Source organism: Allobosea sp. AAP35, assembly GCF_001295925.1.
Taxonomy (GTDB): domain Bacteria; phylum Pseudomonadota; class Alphaproteobacteria; order Rhizobiales; family Beijerinckiaceae; genus Allobosea.
The window spans coordinates 1-7,425 of record NZ_LJHQ01000062.1 but is presented as its reverse complement, the minus strand read 5'-3'; the positions used below and the strand labels follow the sequence as shown (position 1 = coordinate 7,425).

Annotated in this window: 6 protein-coding genes and 1 pseudogene; 4 read left to right on the top strand and 3 right to left on the bottom strand. The window is 60.1% G+C overall.

Annotated features, from left to right (window positions below):
• Positions 1-232: 232 nt before the first annotated feature.
• The 3 genes from IP69_RS18395 to IP69_RS18385 are packed head-to-tail and all read right to left on the bottom strand — an operon-like array spanning position 233 to position 3,796.
• Complete coding sequence (locus IP69_RS18395; protein WP_054144290.1) at positions 233-844, bottom strand: hypothetical protein; 612 nt, start codon at positions 842-844, stop codon at positions 233-235.
• Entirely contained in the window at positions 834-2,342 is a 1,509-nt protein-coding gene (locus IP69_RS18390; RefSeq protein ID WP_082359459.1) for an O-antigen ligase family protein, read from the bottom strand. The genes IP69_RS18395 and IP69_RS18390 overlap by 11 nt, the downstream gene beginning before the upstream one ends.
• A complete protein-coding gene (locus tag IP69_RS18385; protein WP_054144288.1) occupies positions 2,339-3,796 on the bottom strand; it encodes a hypothetical protein in 1,458 nt (485 codons plus the stop codon). The genes IP69_RS18390 and IP69_RS18385 overlap by 4 nt, the downstream gene beginning before the upstream one ends.
• 270 nt (positions 3,797-4,066) lie before the next feature.
• Between IP69_RS18385 and IP69_RS18380 the strand changes: the two genes are divergently transcribed.
• From IP69_RS18380 to IP69_RS21970, 4 genes and pseudogenes are all read left to right on the top strand, one after another.
• A complete protein-coding gene (locus IP69_RS18380) occupies positions 4,067-4,966 on the top strand; it encodes an SDR family oxidoreductase (RefSeq protein WP_156323535.1) in 900 nt (299 codons plus the stop codon).
• A complete protein-coding gene (locus IP69_RS18375; protein WP_054144286.1) occupies positions 4,935-6,008 on the top strand; it encodes a polysaccharide biosynthesis protein in 1,074 nt (357 codons plus the stop codon). The genes IP69_RS18380 and IP69_RS18375 overlap by 32 nt, the downstream gene beginning before the upstream one ends.
• 92 nt (positions 6,009-6,100) lie before the next feature.
• On the top strand, positions 6,101-7,000 hold the full coding sequence (locus tag IP69_RS18370; protein ID WP_082359457.1) for a class I SAM-dependent methyltransferase: 900 nt from the start codon (positions 6,101-6,103) through the stop codon (positions 6,998-7,000).
• Positions 7,001-7,210: 210 nt separating this feature from the next.
• Positions 7,211-7,425, top strand: a pseudogene (locus tag IP69_RS21970) (hypothetical protein); the annotation flags it as partial.

The window sequence follows — 7,425 nt, the reverse complement described above, 5'->3', positions numbered from 1 at the left end:
CATCGGGAACCTCCATCGGATCCATTATGGCCGCCCGCACACGGAAATCCTGACAGTCCCTGCTAGATAGGCTCCGTCCTGACCCGTGACACCCGTGATCAGGGCAATCTTGTCCGTCATGCGGCTGGTTCCGGATGGTTGGTCGACGATGGCAGGAAGTCCGGCCGCCCGACGGCGGTCGGCATCACGTATTCGGCCTCGCAACCTGGCTTGCGTTCATCCATAGTGCTTCTCAACTCTCGATCAGGACACCGCCGAAAACCGGCATCTTCATCTGTTCGAGCAGCGCCCCTGCGGCAGCCACATCATCCCTGCGGTCCAGAGCCGACACAGCCGTCAGGACCACGCCGTCGACGATACCCGCCAGCAGATACGTCATTGATGAAGACAAGAGCGGCTCAGCTGCCAGGAAGCAGACTTTGTAGCGTTCCCTCAGCAGCGCGGCGACGCCCTGGAGGTCAGCTCCGACGAATTCGTCGATGCTCAAGCCAGTAGCACCAACCAGGCTCAGCAGTCGAAGTCCGCGCGCCGGCCCTTGGACCCCAGCAATAGCCGGCCCACCCTGTTCGCTGAGGCATTCAAGCAATCCTCCTTGGCCAACGAGCGCCTTGAACTCAAGACGGCCCGTACTGTCGAAGGCACAATCGAGCGTGGCTGTCTGATCGCCGCGCATCAACGCAAAACAGCTTCCAAGTTGGACAGCAAGCGCCGCCGCGCCGTGATCGTGTCGGATGCCGCAAACCATCACCAGTCTCGCATCACGCATGCCGAAACTAAGACGTGCGGCCAACTGCATCGTTTCCGGCAGGGGCGAGCCGGCCGTCTTTGGTGCGTCAAGCGGCATGGGGCACCTGCCTTTCGCCCTGAGCGATCCGCTCACGCATGAGCCGGTCAAGCACGAGTATTAGACCCGCAACAAGCCACCAGCCTTTCAATGGGAAGTGAAACACATCCACTTGCAGGCCGAATACGGGCGCGACCAGCAGCGCACAGAATGAGGCAGCTGCGAACCAGCGCATTCGCGAAAGTTCAGGATCGGCGTTGCATTGGCGCATCACCCGCCAGCTTCGCAGCAGCAGCGACCCGATGAAACTCATGAAGACCAGAAGGCCGGGAATGCCAAGCTCCGTGAAAATCTGCAGGAACTCGTTGTGTGCCATTATCCATTCTCCGTCGAAGCGCAACGGATCAAGATACGAAATGATGGCCGTGCGGTTGCCGACGCCGACGCCGGCAAGCCAGTGCTCGCCGCCAAGTTTCAGTGCGGCGGCCCATAAATTGAAGCGCCACTGCAGGTTGGTAGCGTTCTCGAGGTCATATGCATCCAGATGCAGCACCCGGTCCCAGATGCTTTGCGGCAGCAGGGGCAGCAGCATGGCCCCCATCAAGATGGCGGAGAGCGCACGCACCGCCGTCATTCGGTACAGGCCGAGCGCTGCGATCAGGCTAAACATCAGCACGGCCAGGATGAGCACAGCACGGGTGTTGGTGAGCATCAAGTTGTAGACGACCAGCACCAGACCAACTGCCCAGAACCCGGCCGCGGGCCATGAGCGGGCCACCCTCATCCGGTAGAACACGAAAGGCAGAGCAAGCAGGAGATTGATGCCATAGACGGCAGAATTGGACGTCGTACCCATGGCCCGCTTGGCAGCACCCAGTGTCTCTTTTTCCGAAAGTGCATTGAGTGTCGTCGAGAAACGGGCACTGACCGAGCCGATGTCGAGATCGCTGATCTCCGCGCCAAAATGCCAGTCGTAAACCTGATAGAGGCAGATCAGCAGCGTTGCCACGAGCCAGGCAAGGAGTGTGGCTTCGACCGCGCGCCAAGAGCGCACGCCTTGAACGATAGTAAACAGCATCAGCAGGCCGCCCAGCATGGTAATCGCATGGGCTTGCGTCGAAGCTGGATCGAGCGCATAGGTTATAGATGCGAAGGCCTGCGCCTGCAACAAGGCACAGAGCGCTAGCGGCGTCGACAAGACCAGCGGCTGTCGCCGCAGCAGCATCTGCGCAATCACGGCCAGCAACGCCGCCAGACCCACAATCCTCATAAGCGAGAAGGTCTGCAAGGTGAGATCGTCACCAAAACGGCCGATCCTTTCAAGCGGTGTGACAAATGCCATCGCCAGCAGCATGATATTCGGCGCGTAGACAACGAAGGCAGTGGCCGCCACAGCGGCAAAGAGCGCAAGCACGCCAATCAACGGAGAATACAGCAACGCACTGATCAGTAGGATCAATCCACCCACTGTGCCTGCTCCGACGCTGATGATCGCCGCCAGCCAGCCACGTTCTGGATAAGAGTGCAAACCACGTGATAGGCTGCGCGCCGTCATCATGCAGCCCGCTTTTTGCCGCCGGCCTGACTGCCTGGGCTGAACGTCCCGAGCGCCGGGATGCCCGATGCACGCGTGAAGTCATTCAAGGTTAGGACGCGCGGGTCGAGGAAGGTGAAAAGCGCCGCGAGGGCCAGCCCAAGCAGAAGGCCAAGCGGCAAGGAAACAAGCATAATCATGACGCGGCGCGGAGAATCCGGCAACGACGGGCGTGTTGGCGGCGTAAGTACGGATATGTTGGCGACGCGCCGCTGCTCGAGTTCCGCGCCAATGAGGGCGACGTCACGCTGTTTGCGGTGCTCGCCATACCGCTCGCGCGCGAGACTGCGTTCGAGGTTCATGCGGTCGAGTTTCAGTTCACCGCCATTGAGTGTTTCAAGACGGAGGTCGATGCTGCGACGCTCGGCCGTCAATGTAGCGATCTCCTTAGCTGCCGACCGTTCCAGCAGGGCTGTCAACTGGCCAATTCTGCCCTCGATCTCTTGCATCGGCTGTGCGTTGGTGGCGAAACGTTCCAGCAGTGTCGCCCTCTCGATGATCAGATCAGCGATGCGCGCGCGCACTGCGGCGGGGCTGGCACCTGCACCGGACTGGGCTGTATCTCCGTCGGCGGGAACAAAACGGGCAAGGGTTTCGGTTATTGCGGACGAGCTGGCGGCCGCCGCGATCGCCGAGTCCAGTTCGGCTGACCGGCGCAGAAGGTTGCCACGCTCCACTTCCACTGAGGCGAGCGACAACTGCGAGCGCAACTGCATTATGTCCATATCGAGCTGGTCAAGGCGTACCTTGTCGTCTGTAACCCTGTCGTCGAAGAACCTGGTAATCCCGCTACTGCGCCTGGCGACCGAGCGCTGGGTCATGAACTGCTCGACATGCATTTCGAGGAAGCGTGCCCCCAGGTCGGGATCCGGCGTGCGCAGGATGACCGAAATCACGTCGGATTCCCCTTCACGCCGTACCATCAGCGCAGTCTCGATGCGATTGATGATCTTCTCGCGCGGAGTCTGCTCGCGAGCCAACCTGAGCACAATGAGAGTCTCTTCGAACATGCGCAACAGCGATTGTACAAACCGGCTAATGGCCTGGCGAATCATCTGGGTAATGCTTTGCGCCAGCGGTTGCTGACGCTGGAATGCCTCGATGCCAAGTGCGTCGATCGACCGCTCGATTAGGGCGCGCGAGCCAAGCAGGCTGACATCCGAATTGACGTCCTCCTTGCGCACGCCGGTGGAGACGAGATTGCCGCTGCTTGTAGCACCGGGCACTTCGACATTTTCGCGGCCGATCTTGGCTAGTAGGTTTGCCCGGGGCGTGTAGACATCGCCGATCATCTGTAGCGCGCCATAGACCACAAGCACCATCGTCACGGCCACCAGCAGCACGAAGCGCCAGCGCCGGAGGATGGCCATAACGAACAGCGAAACCAGCTCGGACGGATCGCCAGGTTCGGCATCCATCCGTGTCCTATTGTGAATCCGACCAAAAGGCAGTTGCATCAGAAGAGCCGCCTATTGGGTTGATCTGCGCGCATCTCGCTGTTCATCCAGTCGGGATACTAGCCCGGGCTGCAACCATCTCGATTAAAACGACCCACGGACGCCGATGTCTAGCTCTGCTGTTGCCGGAACATTGTCTCGCCAAGTGGCATCATTGCAAGATTTATTTGACGCCCCAGCCAAGCCATATCAGTATCACATAACGTTGGGGCATCAGATCGGCGGCTGCGTGTGGTCAGTGTGATGGTTTTCGGGGCTGCAGGTATGCTCGGACATGCGCTCTGCCGCAGTCTGGCTGCTTCCCGATTCACACCCTGGGCGGCAGTGCGTACAGAGTGGAGCCAGCATCCGATCCTGCACGGCGCTGTCGCGACCGATCATGCAGTTTCATTTTGCGACGTCCTCGATGAGGCCAGCGTTGTTGGTGCCTTGGAACGCGCCAGCCCAGATGTGGTAGTCAACTGCGTCGGCATGATCAAGCAGCGTGCCGAAGCGGCAAATGCCGAACTTTCGATCGCCGTAAACGCGCTGGCTCCCCATCGGTTGGCGCGGCTTTGCGACCGTATTGGTGCAAAGCTGATCCAGCCGGGGACGGACTGCGTCTTCTCCGGCAACAAAGGCCAGTATACCGAGGATGACATTCCGGACCCGCTGGACCTTTACGGGCGCACGAAGTTTCTTGGCGAAGTCACCCGCGCCCCGCATCTGACGATCCGGACCTCGATCATCGGCTGGCAGCTCTCCGGTAGTGAAGGCCTGGCCGAGTGGTTCCGCTCGCAGCGCGGCAAAGCTGCACAGGGCTGGACCGGGGCCATTTTTTCCGGCCTGACCACCTATGCGCTGGCTGACATCATCGTTCGTCTGATCGCGCAACATCCCCGGTTGTCCGGGCTCCATCACGTCGCGGCGGCGCCGATCTCGAAATTCGACCTGCTTTCGAAACTGAACTCCCTTAACAATTTTGACATCGATCTGGCCAAAGTCGAAGGTCTACGGATTGACCGTAGCTTGTCGGGAGAGAAATTTTCTGCATTGACCGGCATTAGGTCGCCTGGCTGGGATGAGATGCTTGCCGCGATGGCCTTGCGAAGGAGCGACTATGACCAAGCGATCGCTGCGACTTGCACTTGATCACAAGCGTGTCCTGATTATCGGGGGAACCGGGTCACTTGGCAAGGTTTTAACCTCAAGGCTGCTTTCGGGTTTTTACGGTCGACCGCGCCGCATCACGGTGATGAGCCGGGACGAGGCCAAGCACCATGACATGCGTGTCTCCTTCCACAACATGGCCATGGCCTCGGAAGACATCATCTATAAGGACAACCAGAGCCTTTTGAGCTTTCGCGTGGGGTGCGTGCGCGATATTTCTGCCGTGCGCATGGTGCTGCGCGATGTTGATGTGGTGTTTAACGCGGCTGCACTCAAACAGGTGCCATCCTGCGAATACTATCCGTCGGAGGCCATCGACACCAACATTCTGGGTCCGCGCAATATCATCCGCGCCATCATCGAGGAAAGCCTTCCGGTCGAGGCAGTAATCGGCATCTCGACAGACAAAGCCTGTCACCCCGTCAACGTGATGGGCATGACCAAGGCCTTACAGGAACGACTGTTCATCGCGGCGAATACTGAGACATCGAAAACACGTTTCGGCGTAGCCCGCTACGGCAATGTCCTAGCGACGCGGGGCTCGGTGATACCGCTTTTCCATGCCCAGATCACCAATGGCGGGCCGCTGACAATCACAGAACCCACGATGACGCGCTATTTGCTGACCTTGACGGACGCGGCGGACACAATTGTTTCGGCCTATGCCTTTGGCGAACGCGGCGACACGTTCATCCCGCGCGCGCCGGCGGCCCGTATCGAGACGCTGGCAAAAGTTCTGATCGGTGACCGCCCGATCCGGATCAAGTATACCGGCATCCGGCCAGGCGAGAAAATCCACGAGACACTTGTGGCCGAGGACGAAGCAGTGCGGACTGTCGAGCGCGACGGCCACTATGTGATCCGTTCGAGTCTGCCCGAACTCGCCGGTCCGGTGGAGACGCCAGCCCTGACGCTACCCTACTCGTCCGACCTGGACCTCATGGACGAAGCTGCGCTGGCGGCGCTTCTGACGCGAAGCGGACTGAGGGTCGAAGACAAGCCGAACTTTGCTGCGATGTATTGAGTCTACTAGCGGCGCGGTCTGCCGCTAAATCTTAAGTCAGTTTGGTGTCAGCAGCCGGCGAGGGTCGGCGGTCGCCAGGCAAGGAGATTGGCATGATCGCCCAGCCAGATACTGCCACTGCGAGCCGCAAGTCCACACGGCAGCTGCCATTCACTTCGGTTGCCGGCCGGATGCTCCTAGTATTGACAAACGGGCCGGCGGACCAGTCTTTCCTCGGGAACCCGCTACTGCCAATTTTGATCCGCCGCATGCCGGAAGCGCACAGGCGACGCTTCGTACTGAGGCTCTTGAGCATCTCCCCTCATTATTTCACCGAAATCGGCAGCGACCGCTATCCACCGCCGATGCCGATGCGAGATGTGCTTGAACTTGAACTTGCGCGCAACGTGCTGTCACGCCGGCAATTGGCGGATGAAGTCATCGCGCCCTTCCTAAATCCCGGGTCGCGCGTTCTCGATTTCGGTTCCGGAATAGGTATTCTGGCCAGCCACATGGCGGATCGCTGCGCCCAGGTGACTGGTGTTGACATTTCATGTGGCGCAATTGCCTGCGGCAGAGTGCTTTTTCCGAAACCAAACCTTGGTTTTGTAGCCGTAGCTCGCGGCCAACTGGTGGGCGTCGCGGACCAGTGCATGGATCTCGTCACGGCTATCGCCGTGATGCAGCACATGGATGACGTGGCACTGGCCAGCACGCTGCAGGAAATCCATCGGGTGTTGGTTCCGGGCGGAATGGCCCTTTGCCACGTGCCGCTCGCCGAGTCCTTGGTCGCGACGCCCAAGGCCACCCAGCACCAGGACAGACGCAACCCGGTCACGAGGCTTCTTCAGCGCCGCTACGGCCTGCTGATGCTCTACCGCGACCGTGCGCAGATCGAGGCGATGTTTCAAAATGCTGGTTTCGTGATCGAAAGTTCCGGCAGTATCGGCGAGCGTGCGGAGATCGAGGATGACATCGCGCACCAGCATTTATTCGTCCTTAAGCGCGCATAATCTCGAATGGAAAGGCTGATGAAGCAGGGCGGCGGTCAGAAACGCGGCTAGCTGGACACCCGCAACAACGTACCGCGTTTGGTGCCGTCTTGCCCGCCTTGATCGTAAGACCGTATGTCCGCCTGCGGCGCTGAGGCGGCTCGCCCTACACTGCCGCGGCGAGGGTTACCCGGATTGGCCGGGCCGATCCTCAGCGCAGGAGGGCGAGCCGTGGAAGATCATACACAGGTTTTCGTCGGCATCGACGTGGCCAAGCTCCGCAATGCGGTGGCGGTGGCTGAGAGCGGCCGCGCAGGCGAAGTGCGGTTTCTTGGCGAGGTCGATGCCGGCGACGAGAGCATGCGGCGGGTCATCAAAAAGAAGATCCGGGACCGCCTGTCCTGGATGCGCTTCCTGCGCTTTGATCTCGGCGGTCCGACGCCCGA

Bases quoted from the DNA above. Each gene is read 5' to 3' on its own strand.
- IP69_RS18375 (WP_054144286.1), top strand. From the start codon at position 4,935: ATGACCAAGCGATCGCTGCGACTTGCACTTGATCACAAGCGTGTCCTG.
- IP69_RS18390 (WP_082359459.1), bottom strand. From the start codon at position 2,342: ATGATGACGGCGCGCAGCCTATCACGTGGTTTGCACTCTTATCCAGAA.
- IP69_RS18395 (WP_054144290.1), bottom strand. From the start codon at position 844: ATGCCGCTTGACGCACCAAAGACGGCCGGCTCGCCCCTGCCGGAAACG.
- IP69_RS18385 (WP_054144288.1), bottom strand. From the start codon at position 3,796: ATGGATGCCGAACCTGGCGATCCGTCCGAGCTGGTTTCGCTGTTCGTT.
- IP69_RS18370 (WP_082359457.1), top strand. From the start codon at position 6,101: ATGATCGCCCAGCCAGATACTGCCACTGCGAGCCGCAAGTCCACACGG.